Genomic DNA, 16,209 nt, shown 5'->3' with positions numbered 1-16,209 from the left:
ATATCTACCCCCCATGAATTCAGGCATCGGATTGGTGTTCCCAGGACAAGGGTCGCAGTCGGTCGGCATGGGCAAAGCGCTTTGTGAAGCCCATCCTAGACTGAAGCAGGTCTATGACGAGGCGTCGTCCGTCCTCGGCTATGACAGTGCGGCGCTCTGCTTCGAAGGGCCGGCTGAACGATTGAATCTTACGGAGCATACGCAACCGGCCTTGCTGGTGAGCAGCATCGCGGCCCTCAAGACATTGGACTCGGTGGGTCTGAAGCCGGTGGCGGTGGCTGGGCACAGTCTTGGTGAATATTCGGCGTTGGTGGCTGCGGGCGGTGTGTCCTTTCGCGATGCCGTCGGGCTCGTGCAGAAACGCGGGCGTTATATGTCTGAAGCGGTACCACCGGGCACCGGCCAGGTGGCCGCGCTACTCGGATTGACACCGGATGTGGTTCGTGAGGTTTGCCGTGAAGCCTCCTCGGTCGGCGTAGTCGCAGCGGCCAACTTCAATTCGCCATGGCAGGTGGTCATTGCCGGAGAAAAAGCCGCCGTTGAACGAGCGATTGAACTGGCCAAAGCCAAAGGTTGCAAAAAGGCGATCCCATTGCCGGTGAGCGTCCCGGTCCATACGCCGTTGATGCAGGTGGCGGCTGACCGGTTGTCGAAAGATCTGGCGGTCGTGCAATGGACTGACTTGGCCACTCCGCTCATTAATAATGCCGAAGCCAAACCCATCAGCCGGGCCGCTGAGATTCAGCCGTCGCTCGTTCGCCAACTGCCGTCGTCGGTATTGTGGGAAGACTCGGTGCAGGCGATGGCGAAGATGGGTGTGACGACATTTATTGAAGTGGGGCCCGGGACGGTGTTGACGGGCCTGATCAAACGTATTCTTCCGGATGCGAAATTATTGAACGTCCATGATCCGAAATCGTTGGATGCGACACTGCAAAGCTTGAAAGGAAGCTGACAGGTTTACAGGAGCCACGCTGACACGGGGTTTGTGCCTCCTGTCAGGGTGCGTACTTGTCAGCTGAAAGGAATTCGATGTCATTGCAAGGACGAGTGGCGATAGTAACCGGGGCGGCACAGGGCATCGGTCGGGCGATTGCGGAAACGCTGGCGCACGCGGGGGCGGATATCGTCGTCGCGGATCTGGACCCCAGCCGGTCGCAAGAGACCGTCAAGGCGATCGAGGCGTTGGGCCGGAAAGTGCTCAACGTCAAAGTGAACGTGGCCGATGCGAATGATACCAAGGCCATGGCCGAGCAGGTCATGAAGGCGTGGGGCAAGATCGACATCCTGGTCAACAATGCCGGGATCACGCGCGACGGGCTGTTGCTTCGAATGAAAGAAGAAGATTGGAACCTGGTCCTCCAAGTCAATTTGAACGGCACGTTTAATTGTACCAAGGCGGTCTTGCAGCCGATGACCAAGCAGCGGTATGGTCGCATCGTGAATATTGCCTCGATCGTGGGTGTGATGGGGAACGCCGGTCAGGCAAATTACGCCGCGTCGAAAGCGGCCGTGATCGGCTTCACCAAGACGGTCGGGCGGGAATATGCCACGCGCAATGTCACCGTCAACGCGGTGGCGCCGGGGTTCATCGATACGGCGATGACACATGGGTTGTCGGACGACGTGAAGGAAACATTGCAGAAACAAATTCCGTTGGGACGACTGGGGACGCCGGCCGACATCGCGGCGGCGGTCCGCTTTCTTGTGTCCGATGAAGCGGCGTATATTACCGGTCATGTTTTGCATGTGAATGGCGGTATGTTAATGGTATAGATGGTCCCCAAGGTCTGGGAATAACCAGCGGCAGCATATCCCCATGTTGCCGCAGAGGGTCAGTCACGTTGGGGAAGGAGGTAGGCAGATCGATGGCAACTGTTGATGAGCGCGTAAAAAAGATTATTGCCGAGCAGCTCGGCGTTGAGGAAGATGAAGTGGTTCCCGAAGCCTCCTTCGTCGAAGACTTAGGCGCCGACTCGCTCGACACCGTCGAGTTGGTGATGGCGCTCGAAGAGGAATTCGAAATCGAAATTCCCGACGAGGATGCCGAGAAGATCCTCACGGTCGGGAAAGCGTTGGACTACATCAAGGAAAAGTCATAAGCAGGACGTATGGCTGAGCGATCGACCCGGCGCATCGTCGTGACAGGATTGGGCCTGGTCACACCTCTTGGGACCGGGGTGGACAAGACCTGGGCCGCGCTCTGTGCCGGGCAGTCCGGCATCGGGCGAATCACCAAATTCGATCCGGCTGCCTATGACGCCCAGATCGCCGGTGAAGTGCGCGATTTCGATCCGGCTCAATTCATCGAAAAAAAAGAAATCAAGAAGATGGATACGTTCATCCACTATGCCGTGGGCGCCGCCCAATTGGCCGTGGATGACGCAGGATTGAAAGTGGCTCCGGAAGAAGCCACGAAAGTCGGCGTCTATATCGGGTCCGGTATCGGCGGTCTGGGTGCGATCGAACACTACCACGATGTGCTCAAAGAAAAGGGTCCCGGTCGGGTGTCGCCGTTCTTCATTCCCATGACCATTATCAATCTGGCCTCGGGCCAGGTGGCGATTCGCATCGGCGCCAAGGGACCGAATTCCTGCGCGGTGACGGCTTGTGCGACCGGCAACCATTGCATCGGCGATGCGTTCCGCCTGATTCAGCATGGGGATGCCGATGTCATGGTTGCCGGTGGCGCGGAGGCGGCGATCACGCCGCTGGGTGTGGCAGGGTTTGCCGCAGCGAAGGCGCTCTCGTTTCGCAACGATGAACCGACCAGGGCCAGCCGGCCGTTCGACAAAGACCGCGATGGGTTCGTGCTGGGTGAGGGCGCCGGGGTCGTCGTTCTGGAAGAACTCGAGCACGCGCGTCGCCGGGGCGTCCGGATTTACGCGGAGGTGATCGGGTATGGCATGAACAGCGATGCCTACCACATTACCGCGCCGCCCGAAGAAGGCGAAGGCGCGGTGCGCTGCATGGAACTGGCGTTGAAGGATGCCGGAATCGCCAAAGACCAGATCGGCTATATCAATGCGCACGGGACCTCCACGATGGCCGATGCTATTGAGACACGCGCCATCAAGCAGGTCTTCGGCCAGCAGGCCTACAAGATCCCTGTCAGTTCGACGAAGTCGATGACGGGACATTTGCTCGGCGCCGCCGGAGGCATTGAAGCCGTCTTCAGTATTCTGGCGCTCCATCACGGCCTGTTGCCCCCCACGATCAATCTGGAAAACCCCGATCCCGCATGCGATCTCGATTATGTGCCCAATACAGCCAGGGCCGTACCGATCAAGGCGGCGCTCTCGAACTCGTTCGGGTTCGGCGGTGTGAATGCCTGTCTGATTTTCAGGCGCCTAGAGGCCTAGCGCAGTTGCGCCTATGACACCGGCTTCTCCAGCCGATCCAGTTCCATCTATCCCCCACTATCGGTTCAAGAATCCCGGTGTGCTCGCGGAAGCGTTGACGCACAAGTCTCATGTCAATGAGCGGAAGGGAGCGACGCGAACCCATAACGAGCGCCTGGAGTTTCTCGGCGATGCTGTGCTCTCGCTGATCATCAGCGACCACCTGGCGCAGCTCTATCCGCAGCTGAGCGAAGGCGCGCTCTCTAAACTGAAGGCGAATTTGGTGAGCGAATCATCGCTGGCCCAGGCGGCCCGCCGAATGAATCTCGGTGCCATATTGCGGCTGGGGCGAGGAGAAGAACTTTCGAAGGGACGAGAAAAGCCGTCCCTGTTGGCGGATGCCTTGGAGGCCGTGATTGCGGCGGTCTACCTTGACGGGGGGTTGGAGGCGAGCCGAGTCTTTACCTTGGGAGTGCTGGGAGACGAGCTGCGTCAGGCCGAAGCCCATCAAACGACGCCGGGGGAGGAAGATTACAAAACGCGACTCCAGGAATGGTGCCAGAAACAATTCGATCAGTTGCCGCACTACGTGACTGTTCGGGAGTCCGGGCCGGATCATTTAAAACACTTCGAGGTTGAAGTGCGGGTCAACGAGCTGGTGGCGGGTACCGGACGGGGTCTGAGCAAGAAAGAAGCGGAACAGATGGCTGCCCGTTGTGCGCTTGATCAGATCGAGTCTTGAAGCCGGACGCGATGGTCGTTATAGTCAGCGCAGCGGGCCCTACGGTCAAGGGAGGACGATGATGCAGAGAAGATTGAGCTGGGTGATGGGATGTGCCGTGTTGGCGGTGTGTATTCCCTTCTTATTCGGGGCGGGCGTCAGTGATGCCGTGGATAAAGCGCCGGCTCCAAAAGTTGAAGCGCCCAAGGGGCCACGGGCGATCATCAAAACGAAATTTGGTGAGATTGAGCTGAAACTATTTCCCGAACTGGCCCCCAAGCACGTCGAGAATTTTATCAAGCTGGCCAAAGAAGGGTTCTATAACGGCACAATTTTTCATCGGGTCATACCGGGGTTCATGATCCAAGGCGGCGATCCCAATACCAAGGACTCGCTCAAGAAGGATTCATATGGGCAGGGCGGTCCCGGGTATACCGTCAAACAGGAATTCAGCGATACCCCCCACAAGCGGGGCATTGTTTCGATGGCGCGGGCGAACGACCCTGATACGGCGGGGTCACAGTTCTTCATCGTAGTCGAGGATTCCCGGTTTCTCGATCGCAAGTACACGGTCTTCGGTGAAGTCACCAAAGGAATTGGCGTAGCCGATAAGATTGTGAGCTTGCCGAGAAACGATCGCGACTTGCCGAACGACCGGATTGAAATGACCGTCACGATCGTCGAGTAGAGAGAGCCTCGTCCCATATCATCGGATGAATCGAGAGGGCCCTTCCCGTTTCAGGCGAGAAGGGCCCGTTCTTTTCCGCTTGGCCTGAGGCTGAGGCCTCGTCCTGACCAGGCCTCACTTTATGGACTCCCGACACCTTAAAAATATGAGAAAGGCCGTTGATGTGGCCTAATCCCCTACCTTTGGTGGGGGCCTTTTGTGGGATTTCCCCGAGAGTGAGTCCAAGGTATGCTCACCCTATCGAAACCGAGAAGGGGGCTACCGAGGAGGCATTCCGTGAAAAACCCATCAACACGTCGCATGTACCGGCGAGTCGAGCGCGAGTGCCATGCCTGTATTCTGACGTCCAGCGCCATCCATCGCTGCACGGTGCGTGACCTTTCGTTGAGCGGGTTTCGAGTCAAACGGGAAGGCGAGGCGCCGCTGTCTCAGCACATGGCCGTCATGCTTCGCGTGTGGCTGCCAGGCCTCTCGGAACCGATCGATATCGATCAAGCGATGGTGCGGTGGGATCGGGGGAATGAGTTCGGTGTGGAGATCCAGTCCATTTCAAACGGATCGGACTTCCAGCTTGCAGGATTTATTGCGCGCGCATTGCAATCGTCAATCGGCTGCGATGCGGCCTCCAGTCAAGCGGCAGGGTCACGGCTTAGTGCTGGTGATGCTGGCAATCCGGGCCGTGGGTATGAGACTCAGCCGCGGTCGGCGGAGGCATGAACGATTGGCCTGGCAGCACGATGTGGCCCGGCTCGTGTTTCTTTTGTAAGTTCGAGGCAATCTCGGGATGATAGGCCGTGACATACCCGATCAGGCCTCCGAGAAAGCGGCGTGATTGAAAATCTTTCCCGGAAAATTCCGATACGAACTTGATGGCTCGATCGAGGATTTCCGGCGCGTTGGATGAGTCGGCAATCTGCTTGGGGTTTTGCTTCTTAAACGCGTCATATTCTTTAATCAGATGTTCGGCAAAGACGGGCATGGGGGCCGCCGGTACGTGCAGGGGGCTAAGCGTCCGGCGCAGTCCTTGAATCGCGGCGACGACTTCCGCATCCTGTCCATCACGCCGTCCCTGGAAGAAACTCACCGTAATGACTTCAATGAGATTGAAGAGCGAGATGGCCTGTTGCCCGCCGAATTCACCGAGCTCCCGATAGAATTCCCGTCGCACCGGCATGAATTGCTCGCCGAGCCGCTTTTGCTGGTAGTCGCTGCCGGTATCGAGATAGGCGCAGTCGGAGGGACAGGTCACACGGACCAGGCGATGCTCCCCGCAACACTGGCTGCAGATGAGTCCGCTGAGGCCCGGGCAGACGCGTTTGCCCTTGCGTTGCTTGCAGTAGGCGCATTGGCTCATTTAGTTGCGGCTCCTTCCTTGGAGGGCTGCGGGGGCCCTGCTGCGCCAAACCCATAGTCAGCGAGGGTACGACGGTTGTCACGGCTCTTGCCGTCCGAGGGAGCCTCCAGCCCGTTGATCTCCGCCGCGTGGGCATAGTGATAGGGGACCAGAATCAAATTATTGGCCCGGTCGATGCTGATATCGGCCGGGGAGAGGAGATACTCGGCAATCACCTGGAAGCGTTGGTCCCGGGTCATGCGCCAAATCTTTCCCCTGGAAAAATCCGAGACGTACATATTGCCCCACCGGTCGAAATCGACCCCGCTCAAATTTTGAAAGCGGCCGGTGAAAAATCCATTCGACTCCAGTTCGGAGAGCTGGCCGTCCGGCGTAATGTCGAAAATCTTGCCTTTCTCCCAACTCACGGCGATGAGATGGCCGGTTCGCGGATGGATGGCAATCCCGGATGGACCCGCGAGGCGCTCGTCGTGAAGGAGCAGACTCACACGATGACCGGCCGCTTGCTCGATCCGGTAGATCGTGTTGTTGGATTGGTCGGATACGTAGAGCATGCCGTTGGGGCCGGCCGTCACATCGGTCAAGGAGACGAGGCCCTTTGCGGGCAGCGGGGGAAAGCTGACGACGACGAGGGACTTGCCAGTCGACTTGTCGAATCCCTTCAACTGATCGAGATCGGCCACGTACAGAGTCTGATCGACGATGGCCAGGCCTTTGGGGGCATGCAGCATGACATCGACGATGCCGCCTTGGATGAACTTGAGGTTGAGGACTTTCCCCTCAGCGTCCACCTTCGTGATGAAGCCGTTATTATCCCGCGCGTCCGGCTCCCCATGCACATTGGAGATGAAGAATTCTTTGCCCTGTTGGTCGCCGACGAAGCTATTCGGCCCTTCCAATCCGGTAATCTGGGCCGCGTAGAGGAGATTCGACGATCCTAGGAGGACACACGATGCCAGTGTCGCCCTCAAGAGGGGGCCGCGAAAATTGTCGGTGGATGATCGGATGTTCAAGCTTGATTAATCAGTGTGAAGACCGAGGTGCATCGTAGCGAACGGGCGAAGAGACTGTCAAGGAATGTCAGTGAAGGGTCACGAGTCAGGGGGCATCGGAGTCTCGCCGGCCCCCTCACTCCTCACCCCTGACCGGTTTGGAGCGTTGACTTGGATAAAAATGCCCTGCTAAGGTGCCTACGGTTTTGAAGGCCAACCGCTTGAATTCAGGGAGGGAATGGTGGGAGCACGACTCATTGACGGGAAGGCACTGGCGCAGCAAGTTCGCGACCAGCTAACAATTGAATCCGCGGCAGTCCTGGCAAAGACCGGGACCAAGCCGGGTCTCGCTACCATTTTGGTCGGTGATGACCCCGCGTCGCATCAGTATGTGAAGAGCAAGCAGAAAGCCTGCGATGCGGCAGGCATCTATATCGACGACCACAAGTTACCGGCCAGCACGACGCAAGCAGAGTTGTTGTCTTTGATTGAGAAGATGAACGCAGATTCCAGGATTCACGGAATCTTAGTGCAGCTCCCGCTTCCCAAGCACATCGACAGCCGGGTCGTGCTGGAAGCGGTCTCGCCGGACAAGGATGCCGATGGATTCCACCCGTATAACTTCGGTCGGTTGGTTGAAGGGAATCCGGTCTTTGAAGCCTGCACTCCCAAAGGCGTGATCAAGATGATCGAGTCTACCGGTGTCGGCATTGAAGGCAAGCGCGCGGTGGTATTGGGTCGCAGTAACATCGTGGGAAAGCCGTTGGCGCTCATGCTGTTGCAGCGCAACGCGACCGTGACGATTTGCCATTCCAAGACCAAGGATTTGCCCGCAGTCTGCCGTGAGGCGGACCTCTTGCTGGTCGCGATCGGGAAAGCCAAATTTGTCACGGCCGACATGGTGAAAGAAGGCGCGGTCGTGATCGACGTCGGGACCAATCGGTGGACGGACGGAAAGCTCTGCGGCGATGTCGATTTCGAACCGGTGAGCCAAAAGGCGGGCTGGATCAGTCCCGTGCCCGGTGGCGTCGGTCCCATGACGATCGCCATGTTGCTTGCGAACACGGTGGAGTCAGCGAAGCGGATGGCGGGGATGTTGTAGGAGCCCGGAGGCTCTCTTGCTCGCTGCCCGTGCACGACTCGGGTGAAGCGGAGACTTGGCGACGCGGGGATGGGCGGGTGGAATTGGCTGTGCTCGGTCAATGCGCGCAGTGAAGAGCCTCCCGTCCTCCTACAACAAGGTAAGGGATGAAGTAGGGGTGTGGATAAGGGTGAGGGAGATGCATGAGTAAAGAACCGCGGCGGTTGAGCGAGGTCCTGAGTAGCGGGCAGTTTGCCGTGACGATCGAGTACAACCCGCCGAAGGGCACCAACATCTCGAAGGTGCTGGAGAGTGCCAAAGGATTGGTCGGGCGTGTGCACGGCGTCAATGTGACCGACAATACGGCGGCCGTCGTGCGCGCCGGGTCGCTGCCGGTCTGCCGGTTGCTCTATGAATTGGGCCATGATCCGGTGATGCAGCTGACCTGTCGCGACCGGAACCGGATTGCCATGCAGTCCGACCTCATGGGCGCCCATATGCTCGGCATCCGCAACATCCTTTGTCTGACCGGCGACTATCCGACCGTCGGCGACCACAAAGAAGCCAAGCCGGTCTACGATCTCGATTCCGTGCAGGTCATGCAGCTGGTGCAGGGCCTCAATGGCGGCCGCGACATGGCCGGCAATAAGTTAGACGGCTCGACGGCGTTCACCATCGGCGCAGCCGTGACGCCGGAGGCTGATCCGGTCGGGCCGATGCTGGCGAAGTTCGAAGTGAAGGTCAAAGCCGGAGCCCAGTTCTTTCAAACTCAGGCGATCTATAACCCCGATCTTTTCGCGAGCTTCATGACAGCCGTGCGGCCCTATAAGGTGAAAGTCCTGGCCGGCATTCTGCTGTTGCGGAACCACAAGATGGCCGAATTCATGAACGCCAACATTCCCGGTGTGTCGGTCCCGCAGGAGATGATCGATGAATTGAAGGCCGCCGGCGACAAGGCGGAAGATGTGGGTGTGGAGATCGCGGTGCGCACCATCAATGCGGTGCGCGCACATTGCGACGGCGTCCACATTATGGCGATCAAGGGCACGCACCGTCTCGCAGATATCATTACCAAGGCCCAGCTCGGCTGATGACGATCCCCGAATTTCAACAACACAAGCGCCAGGAGAAGAAGCTCATCGTCGTGACCGCGTACGATGCGCTCTTCACCCGTATTGTGGAGCAGGCCGGCATCAGTGCCATTCTAGTCGGAGATTCGCTGGGCGTGGTCGTACAGGGGCAGGCCAATACGCTGTCCGTCACCATGGAGGACATGCTGTACCACACCAAGCTGGTGGCCCGCGCGGCGCAACAGGCCCTGGTGATCGGCGACATGCCCTTCATGTCCTATCAAACGAGTAAAGAAGATGCGTTGCGGAATGCCGGACGTTTGATTCAGGCGGGTGCGCATGCGGTGAAGCTCGAAGGGGGGCAGGCGATGGCCGGCCGGGTCGAGGCGATGACCGCGGTGGGCATTCCCGTGATGGGGCATATCGGCATGACCCCGCAGTCGGTGAACCAATACGGCGGCTATAAGGTGCAGGGAAAGGCCAAGGATCGGGCGAAGGAGTTGTTGGCCGATGCGAAGGCGTTGGAAGCGGCCGGCGCATTCGGGATTGTCCTGGAAGCCATTCCGGCGCCGCTGGCGAAAAGCATCACGGCGGAGTTGTCCATCCCCACGATCGGGATCGGAGCCGGTCCGCATTGTGACGGGCAAGTACTGGTGCTCTACGATCTGCTTGGTCTCTTCGATGATTTCGTCCCTAAATTCGTCAAGCCGTATGCCCATCTGAAGACCGATGCGCTGCAGGCACTACGGCGGTTTAAGGAAGAAGTCGAACTCGGGAAGTTCCCCAGCGACGCCGAGTCCTATCACTGAGTCTTCTGTTCGGAGTGTGGTCATACAGTTCTCCCGATTACCGGCCAGGTCCTGTCGTCTTCGATCAGTCCACGCGAGGCCGAATCGTTGCCGTCTGATTCTGCTGACCCGTGCGGGCGCAGGGCGGCTGACCGATTCGATTGGAGTGAGGCATGACTCCTGACGAACTCCTGAAAGAAGGGCACGCACTCGCGAGGCCGTGCGTCCATCTGACTCGTCACGGAAGCGATTACTGCGGGGTCTGGGGCGGGATGGGAGTCGTTCCCCTGCGGGACGCACGATTCCGCCACTGGCTTTCGGTAGCCTGTCGGGCCGTGCCCGGAGAGCATGGATTGACCGGCTGTATCAGCGTCTATACCAATCAGGAAGACCGGGCGACAGGGCTGGTCCTCGTCAATCGGCAGGCCACGCTCCCGCCGATCCCGGACGGGATTAAGCTGTATGCGCAACCGGCCACATGCTTCCCCCCGCTGGACGCGATCTTTCGGTATGGGTCTGCAGCGGTTCAAGCCTGGCTGCGTGCGAATCAATGGCTGCCGGAATGGGGCTATAGCCCGCAGTTCAGAGACCATCCGATCACGGCGTTGTGCGCCTCGGCGTATCAGGAGCAATTGGATTTAAAGGGTCGCGCGATCGATGCGGTCCTGGGCGGCTGGCCCATGCCCTGGCGAGTCGGAGACTGGGAAGAGCGCCCTGATCGCCAGTTGCTCCTCTGGACCTGGCAAAACTCTCCGCCGTGGATAGAGCTGTGGCACGATCGCGGGCAGCTCCGTGTGGTCCAGCGCGTCGTGGAATAAGACGGTCTACTCGTTTCCCCTCACACATCCGACAGCGGAGAGCCTGCCGGTGGAGCGGCCAGGGCGTTTGGTGGAAGAGGTGCTCTCTCGAAAGAGGGGGAGGACGGTCTGAAGTAAGTCTGATACAGTGGCCCCTTATGACTGGAGGGGGGGCTGTCCGGATGGAATGGGTCGAGTGGTTGCTCAGCTGGGAATTCCGTCAATTCGTTCTTGACCACGGACTATTTGTACCCGTCCTTTTCTTGGCGAGGCTTGTCGGGGTGACGGCGATCGAACTGATCGCGCCGGCCCGGACGATTTCGTACCGTTCAGTGATGGCGTACGACCTCATCGGCTGTACGCTCGTCGGTTTCATCCTCGTGCCCGCCGCCGAGTTTCTCAGTGCCCGGGCCGCGCTTCGAGTGCATGTTCCTGAAGCCATCATGGCGTTACCGATAGCAGCGACCTTCTCCCTCTACTTTCTTGTCGGCGACTTCGGCGCGTATTGGATGCATCGGTTCATGCATCTTACGGCGGTTTGGCGCATCCATAAATGGCACCATTCGCCGATCACGATGTACTGGCTGGCGGGGTATCGAGCGTCATTTCCTCAGCAGATCTTGTTCAACCTCCCGTGGATCTTTGCGTATTCAGTGTTTGGACTGGCGCCCTGGTGGATCTGGCTGGTCGTGCTTTCCTCTCACATGTTGCTCAACGACTGGATGCATATGAATGTGTCCTGGCGATCGAATTGGATGGAATGGATCTTCGTCACGCCCCGCTATCATCACATACACCATAGCGAAGATCCGGCGCACCAGCATGCCAATTTCGGCGTGACGTTTTCAGTGTGGGATCGATTGTTCGGTACGTACGTGAATCCGGAGGAGATCAAGAAGCCCGTCTCGTTTGGAATCGGGGAAGAGGTCCCGCTCGTCCGGCTTGTGGCAGGTGTGTGACAAGGGTATTGGTTCGCGCACAAGATGACGAGTGTGCTACGCCCGGGTCGGACGATCGCGGACGGATTCTAACGTTACCAACAACGCATCAGATGAACCGGGAACCCCTGCGTCCTCAAGTCTGGTTCGCAGTTCTGCGAGGTCGATTCCCATATAGCGATCAGGTAAACCCGCAATGAGGCGAAGGCTCTTTTCCCGAAGGCTACTCGCAGCAGCCTCATGCTTGGTGAAATGTTTCAGATTCGCCGCTGCCAGTTGAATCAGCGCTTGGAAGAACCGTCCCTGTTCGGTCGTTCGTCCCACCGCATGCCAGAACCCTTCAAAGACCTCATGGCATTCCCACCCGTACGCGAAATTGTATAAATCGATTCCAAAGCGATAGTCCTTGGACTGGGACCAGTCGTCTGGTCGGCAGGGCGTTGGCCTCGGCTCGGGACATCCAAACGAATGGCCCTGGGGGTGCCGTCGCGGATGAGGATTGGTCCCTGGAACGAACCGATAGGCGGGGAAGGGGCTGGATGAGTAGCGCGGCCAATCCGGGTTGGCGGGGGAGGGCTCAACTCCGGCCGCGATCATCTGCATACTCCACCTGGAACACCTGCCGGTCTTCCAGTCGAATCGCCGTCAATTGCCGGCCCCACACACAGCCGCTGTCCAACCCCAAAAGATTTATCTCAATGTGCAAGCCGAGCGCGGCCCAGTGGCCGAAGAGAATGGTGTGATCGCTGCTCCGCCGGTTCGGAATGCGGAACCAGGGAAGGTGTCCGTGAGGGGCGTCGCTTGGAGGGCCGGAGAATCCGGACAAGGCGCCTTCCGGGGTGCAGGTGCGCAGCCGGGTGAGGGCCCGTGTGATGGCTGCCAAGCGTTCATAGCCGGTCAATGACGCATTCCACTGTGGGGTAGGTCCGTGAAAGAGAGCCTCAAGGAATGATCGCGATTCCGGTCCGGCCAGGGTGCGTTCGACTTCCCGGGCCAGGCTCCCGGCATCGTCGACCGACCATTGCGGCAGGAGGCCGGCATGAACCATGACATAGGCGCCTTCGTGATGGTGCAACGGTTGTCGCTTGAGCCAATCGATGAGCTCGGTGCGATCGTCGGCGGCAAGGATGTCTTGGATCGTGTCTTTCGGCCGCAAGGCGACGATCCCTTCCGATACGGCCAGCAAGAACAAATCGTGATTGCCGAGGACGACCTGGACGGAGGGGCCGAGCTGTTTGAGGTAGCGCAGGACGCGAAGAGAATCCGGGCCGCGATTGACCAGATCGCCGACGCACCAGAGGCGGTCTACGGAAGGATCAAACCGGATGAGTTCGAGCAAGCGCTCCAGGGAGCGCGCGCAGCCTTGGATGTCGCCGATTGCGTAGGTGGCCATCGTGTAGAAAAGGAAAGACGATGGTGCGAGGGTATCGCGCGCCGCATTCAAATACAAGCCGGCTTATGCCAGGCGTGAGAACGTCACGCGCGGCGTGGTTCTACGCGGCGCGCCGCTCGTGGTCGCTCTTCGCGCGGAGGTCGCGGATCAGCTGCTCGACACGGTCGGCCGGCAGGGGATGGCTGAAGAAGTAGCCTTGAATGGCGTCGCATCCCTGATCGCGCAGGATGTCGAGCTGCGGCTGGGTTTCGACCCCTTCGGCCAGCACGCGAAGCTTCAATCCATGGGCCATGGCGATGATGGCAATGGCGATCGCGGCCTGTTCGGATTCTGACGCGAGATCCTTGACGAAGGCCCGGTCGATCTTGATGGTGTCGATGGGGAAGCGCTTGAGATAGGCCAGCGAGGAATAGCCGGTGCCGAAGTCATCAATTGACAGGCTGAATCCCATGGTTTTGAGTTGCTGAAAGACCACGACCGCGTTTTCTGCATCGTGCATCGCGGTGCTTTCCGTCAGCTCCAGTTCCAAACGAGCGGGATTGGCCCCGGTCTCACGAACAATCGTGCGAATCGACTCCACGAGATTCGCTTGCTGAAACTGGACCCCCGACAGGTTGACCGCGATGGAAACTTCGCCGAGGCCGTAGGCCCCCCAGGCGACCTGCTGCGCGCAGGCGGTGCGCAACACCCATTGTCCGATTTGGTCGATCAACCCGACCTCTTCGGCCAGTGGAATAAACGTCATGGGAGACACCATGCCTCGTTCCGGGTGCTGCCAGCGGATGAGGGCTTCGACGCCGACGATCTCCCATCGGCGAATGTCGACCTGGGGCTGGTAATGCAGCACAAATTCGCTTCGCTCCAAAGCTTGGCGAAGATCCGATTCCAGACTCAGCCGTTCTGCCAAGGCCACATTCATCGACTGGGAATAGAACTGATAGGTGTTCCGTCCCTGCGCTTGCGCCGCATGGACGGCCGCGTCCGCGTTGCGGAGCAGCGTGTCGACTTCCTCACCATCCTGTCCGAGCAGCGCAATCCCGATGCTGGCGGTCACCACCACCTGACGGCCATCGATCTGGTAAGGGGCATTGAGGGATTCCAGGATCCGCTGGGTCACTTTCGCGGCGCTCTGTGCCGAAGCCAGATGGGTCAGGAGCACGGTGAATTCGTCCCCGCCCAGTCGGGAGAGTGTGATGGGCTCCTGATCGTCGTGGCGTGACACCGAGTCGGACTGTCGCACGCAATGGAGCAGCCGTTCGGCCACTTCGCGGAGAATCGTATCTCCGCATTTCGGGCCGAGGGTATCGTTGATGCGTTGAAACCGGTCAAGATTGACGAGGAGAATGGCGCCTTGTGTCTCGTGGCGTTTCTGAGTGGCCAGAGCCTGAGTCACGCGATCCTGGAACAGTTGGCGATTGGGCAACTGGGTGAGGCGGTCGTAGTTCGACAGGAAGTGAATCTGGGCCTCGGCTTTTTTCTGATCGGTGAGCCTGTTGCTCAAACCCATGATCGAGCTGTCTGGTGCCCAGCACGGGCTTCCTGGTGTGCCAAGCCGGGTCTCTTCTTGCTGAGACCGTGAGGGAGTGGAGCTTTCGAGAGGGTCATCCCCCTGCCTTCTTTCCCCTTCCCCGGCCACACCGCTGTGGGGCGCGGCCCGTGCGTCGACTGATCCAGCCCGCCTTTCCGTTTCGCCAGAGCTTCAGCAGATTATGCGTGGCACCGAGCAGTTTCCACTCGCTGGCACAGGCGGCCGTGCCGCGGCGCATAAATCCGTCACAGCCCCGGGCACTCTTGATCTGTCCGAACACTGGGTCCACGGTCTGGCCGCGCTTCTTGTAGAGGCGGCGGCCGTGCTTCGTCAGCAACGTGCGCTCCATGCGGTCGCGGGCCGTCAGCCCCTTCGGATAGCGGCCGCGTGGCGGCGGCTGCTCCCGCAGCGCCTTGCGCTGTTTCCAGTCCTTGTTTGTGGCAATCAACAGGGCGGGCCCGTTCGGATCTGCCTCCATCAGATGGGCCTCGCTGCAATAGCCCGCATCGGCCAGGGCCGTCCCGACCGCTTGCGGATACGCGATGGCCGTGAGATTCGCCTGCGCCCGTTCCAGCATCGGGTGCAATTGCTTGATGTCCTTCTCCTCCTGCGTCACCTCGGCCGCCACGATGATCTGGTCCTCCGTCACCACCGCTTGGGCGTTGTAGCCTTGGACGTACCCGGCCTGCGTCTTCATGATGCGGCTATCCGGATCTGTCACATTGGCCTTGGCGTCGCGGTCCGCGGCCGCCGCGGCCGCCTTCGGTTTGCGGCCTCGCTTCTTCTGCCCAGTGGCGGCCTCTTCGGCCTGCCGCGTCTCGATCTTGGCCTGCTGCTGCTCGGTGGCCGTGGCCGCCTCCTGCGTCAACCGCTCCTGGCACGCGTGCAACCGAGCCAGCCGGCTCTTCCGATCCCGCAAGTCCTCCGGCAGTTCGTCGCCGCACCGCTCCGGGCCATACGGCCGATCCTCAGCCGCATCCGTGGCCTGGGCCTCGGTCAGCATCCGGGAGACCTCTGCGGTGATCGTCTCGACCGTCCGATTCGACGCCAGCGCCGCGTTGGCCTTGATCTTCGTGCCGTCCAACGCCACCACCCCCACCTGCACCAGCCCCGCCTCCGCACAGAGCCGGAGCACCTGCGTAAACAGCTTAGCCAGTTCGATCTCGTGGGTCTGCCGGAATCGGGCTATCGTCGTGTGATCGGGGACCTGATTGGCCGTGATCACTCGAAAGGCCACATCCCGCTGGCACAGCCGCTCGATCCGTCGACTCGACCGCTCCCCCAGGCAGTACGCATAGAGCAACAGCGCCACCCTCATGGCCGGCTCGTACGCCGCCGGTCCCCAGCCATCTGCTCGATAGGTCCGGGTCATGGCCGTCAAGTTCATCTGGGCCACCGCGTCCAGGATGAACCACGCCAGATCGCCTTCCGGCAGCCAGTCCTACAACGCAGGGGGCATCAGATAGAGTTGGTCGCGCTCACCCGGCAAAAAGTGGTGGCCCATCGTGTCACCCTCTA

The 16,209-nt window shown here is 59.7% G+C and carries 18 protein-coding genes; 12 read left to right on the top strand and 6 right to left on the bottom strand.

The window, feature by feature from the left end; translation table 11 throughout:
* The first annotated feature begins 13 nt into the window (after positions 1–13).
* The 7 genes from fabD (at position 14) to Q8N04_20300 (ending at position 5,467) form a co-directional block, all read left to right on the top strand.
* A complete protein-coding gene (fabD, locus tag Q8N04_20330; protein MDP3093026.1) occupies positions 14–955 on the top strand; it encodes an ACP S-malonyltransferase in 942 nt (313 codons plus the stop codon).
* 77 nt (positions 956–1,032) lie between these two features.
* Positions 1,033–1,776 carry a 3-oxoacyl-[acyl-carrier-protein] reductase gene (fabG, locus tag Q8N04_20325; GenBank protein ID MDP3093025.1) on the top strand — a complete coding sequence of 248 codons (744 nt, stop codon included), beginning with the start codon at positions 1,033–1,035 and terminating at the stop codon, positions 1,774–1,776.
* 92 nt (positions 1,777–1,868) lie between these two features.
* A complete protein-coding gene (acpP, locus tag Q8N04_20320; protein MDP3093024.1) occupies positions 1,869–2,102 on the top strand; it encodes an acyl carrier protein in 234 nt (77 codons plus the stop codon).
* A 9-nt stretch (positions 2,103–2,111) separates the two neighbouring features.
* Complete coding sequence (fabF, locus tag Q8N04_20315) at positions 2,112–3,362, top strand: beta-ketoacyl-ACP synthase II (GenBank protein ID MDP3093023.1); 1,251 nt, start codon at positions 2,112–2,114, stop codon at positions 3,360–3,362.
* 13 nt (positions 3,363–3,375) lie between these two features.
* On the top strand, positions 3,376–4,083 hold the full coding sequence (rnc, locus tag Q8N04_20310; protein ID MDP3093022.1) for a ribonuclease III: 708 nt from the start codon (positions 3,376–3,378) through the stop codon (positions 4,081–4,083).
* A 58-nt stretch (positions 4,084–4,141) separates the two neighbouring features.
* The gene (locus tag Q8N04_20305; GenBank protein MDP3093021.1) at positions 4,142–4,750 is read left to right on the top strand and encodes a peptidylprolyl isomerase; all 609 of its coding nucleotides are present in this window, start codon (positions 4,142–4,144) and stop codon (positions 4,748–4,750) included.
* Positions 4,751–5,026: 276 nt separating this feature from the next.
* Positions 5,027–5,467, top strand: coding sequence for a PilZ domain-containing protein (locus Q8N04_20300; protein MDP3093020.1), 441 nt, complete (start codon positions 5,027–5,029; stop codon positions 5,465–5,467).
* On the opposite strand, the gene Q8N04_20295 is transcribed toward Q8N04_20300, so the two are convergent.
* Positions 5,400–6,104 carry a hypothetical protein gene (locus tag Q8N04_20295; GenBank protein MDP3093019.1) on the bottom strand — a complete coding sequence of 235 codons (705 nt, stop codon included), beginning with the start codon at positions 6,102–6,104 and terminating at the stop codon, positions 5,400–5,402. The two genes, Q8N04_20300 and Q8N04_20295, sit on opposite strands and share 68 nt — an antisense overlap.
* Positions 6,101–7,117, bottom strand: a complete 1,017-nt coding sequence (locus Q8N04_20290) for a hypothetical protein (GenBank protein ID MDP3093018.1) — start codon at positions 7,115–7,117, stop codon at positions 6,101–6,103. Before Q8N04_20290 ends, Q8N04_20295 begins: the two co-directional genes overlap by 4 nt.
* Positions 7,118–7,334: 217 nt before the next feature.
* Between Q8N04_20290 and folD the strand changes: the two genes are divergently transcribed.
* From folD to Q8N04_20265, 5 genes are all read left to right on the top strand, one after another.
* The gene (gene folD, locus Q8N04_20285; protein MDP3093017.1) at positions 7,335–8,198 is read left to right on the top strand and encodes a bifunctional methylenetetrahydrofolate dehydrogenase/methenyltetrahydrofolate cyclohydrolase FolD; all 864 of its coding nucleotides are present in this window, start codon (positions 7,335–7,337) and stop codon (positions 8,196–8,198) included.
* Positions 8,199–8,380: 182 nt separating this feature from the next.
* Complete coding sequence (locus Q8N04_20280; protein MDP3093016.1) at positions 8,381–9,268, top strand: methylenetetrahydrofolate reductase; 888 nt, start codon at positions 8,381–8,383, stop codon at positions 9,266–9,268.
* On the top strand, positions 9,268–10,056 hold the full coding sequence (gene panB, locus Q8N04_20275) for a 3-methyl-2-oxobutanoate hydroxymethyltransferase (GenBank protein MDP3093015.1): 789 nt from the start codon (positions 9,268–9,270) through the stop codon (positions 10,054–10,056). Before Q8N04_20280 ends, panB begins: the two co-directional genes overlap by 1 nt.
* Positions 10,057–10,208: 152 nt before the next feature.
* Entirely contained in the window at positions 10,209–10,853 is a 645-nt protein-coding gene (locus Q8N04_20270; GenBank protein ID MDP3093014.1) for a hypothetical protein, read from the top strand.
* A gap of 161 nt (positions 10,854–11,014) precedes the next feature.
* Complete coding sequence (locus Q8N04_20265) at positions 11,015–11,791, top strand: sterol desaturase family protein (GenBank protein ID MDP3093013.1); 777 nt, start codon at positions 11,015–11,017, stop codon at positions 11,789–11,791.
* Between the two features lie 36 nt (positions 11,792–11,827).
* Here the strand turns inward: Q8N04_20265 and Q8N04_20260 are convergent, their stop codons facing one another.
* The 4 genes from Q8N04_20260 to Q8N04_20245 all read right to left on the bottom strand — a co-directional run bounded on the left by Q8N04_20260 (position 11,828) and on the right by Q8N04_20245 (position 16,078).
* Positions 11,828–12,367, bottom strand: coding sequence for a DUF309 domain-containing protein (locus Q8N04_20260; protein ID MDP3093012.1), 540 nt, complete (start codon positions 12,365–12,367; stop codon positions 11,828–11,830).
* Complete coding sequence (locus tag Q8N04_20255) at positions 12,348–13,220, bottom strand: symmetrical bis(5'-nucleosyl)-tetraphosphatase (protein ID MDP3093011.1); 873 nt, start codon at positions 13,218–13,220, stop codon at positions 12,348–12,350. Before Q8N04_20255 ends, Q8N04_20260 begins: the two co-directional genes overlap by 20 nt.
* Positions 13,221–13,263: 43 nt before the next feature.
* Positions 13,264–14,670, bottom strand: a complete 1,407-nt coding sequence (locus Q8N04_20250) for an EAL domain-containing protein (protein MDP3093010.1) — start codon at positions 14,668–14,670, stop codon at positions 13,264–13,266.
* A 94-nt stretch (positions 14,671–14,764) separates the two neighbouring features.
* Positions 14,765–16,078 (bottom strand): transposase, encoded by a 1,314-nt coding sequence (locus tag Q8N04_20245; GenBank protein ID MDP3093009.1) that lies wholly within the window; start codon positions 16,076–16,078, stop codon positions 14,765–14,767.
* Between the last annotated feature and the right edge of the window lie 131 nt (positions 16,079–16,209).

The organism is Nitrospira sp., from assembly GCA_030692565.1.
Classification (GTDB): domain Bacteria; phylum Nitrospirota; class Nitrospiria; order Nitrospirales; family Nitrospiraceae; genus Nitrospira_D.
The sequence above is the reverse complement of the archived record's forward strand: the minus strand, read 5'-3'. Positions and strand labels throughout refer to the sequence as shown.